A 473-nucleotide genomic window follows, 5' to 3' on the forward strand; every position below is an offset into this window, starting at 1 on the left:
CGCCCGCGGCAGCCGTGGTGAAGGACCAGGTCTTGTCCTGCGCCAACGCGTTACCGGCAACATCCTTCACGCCACCGGAGCCGCCCTTGATGACCGCCGTGTACGTCGTGCCCGCGGCCAGATCCGCACCAGGGTTCAACGTCGCAACCCTATCCGTGCTGCTGTAGGTCACAGCGGCCGGCACCGTCGTCGTGCCCGTCTGCAACGTGAACGTGCTCGACGTGACCGTCGAGGCATCCATCGCCTCCGAGAACGTCCCCGTCGCGTTCGCCGTCACCGCCACACCGGTCGCACCAGCGGCCGGAGACGTACTCGTCACCGTCGGAGCCGTCGTATCACCAGGGCCGCCAGTGCCGCCGCTCACCGTGAGGATGAGCGTGGGTGCGTTCGTGCTGCCGGCCTCCTTGGAGTTCAGGTCCAGGCCGTCACTGCTGCTGCTGTCCATGCCCAGTGAGAGTTGTTGGCCCAGCTCA

At 67.2% G+C, this 473-nt stretch carries 2 protein-coding genes; one reads left to right on the top strand and one right to left on the bottom strand.

Annotated features, from left to right (window positions below; all coding sequences use genetic code 11):
• Nucleotides 1-283, bottom strand: a 283-nt coding sequence (locus U7114_RS19310) for an Ig-like domain-containing protein (protein ID WP_323058271.1), incomplete at its 3' end; no start/stop codon positions are given.
• Between U7114_RS19310 and U7114_RS19315 the strand changes: the two genes are divergently transcribed.
• A partial coding sequence (locus U7114_RS19315) for a hypothetical protein (RefSeq protein ID WP_323058272.1) occupies nt 192-473 on the top strand: 282 nt, incomplete at its 3' end. The genes U7114_RS19310 and U7114_RS19315 overlap by 92 nt on opposite strands.

The sequence above is a fragment of the Pseudarthrobacter sp. C1 genome, assembly GCF_034720455.1.
Lineage (GTDB): Bacteria > Actinomycetota > Actinomycetes > Actinomycetales > Micrococcaceae > Arthrobacter.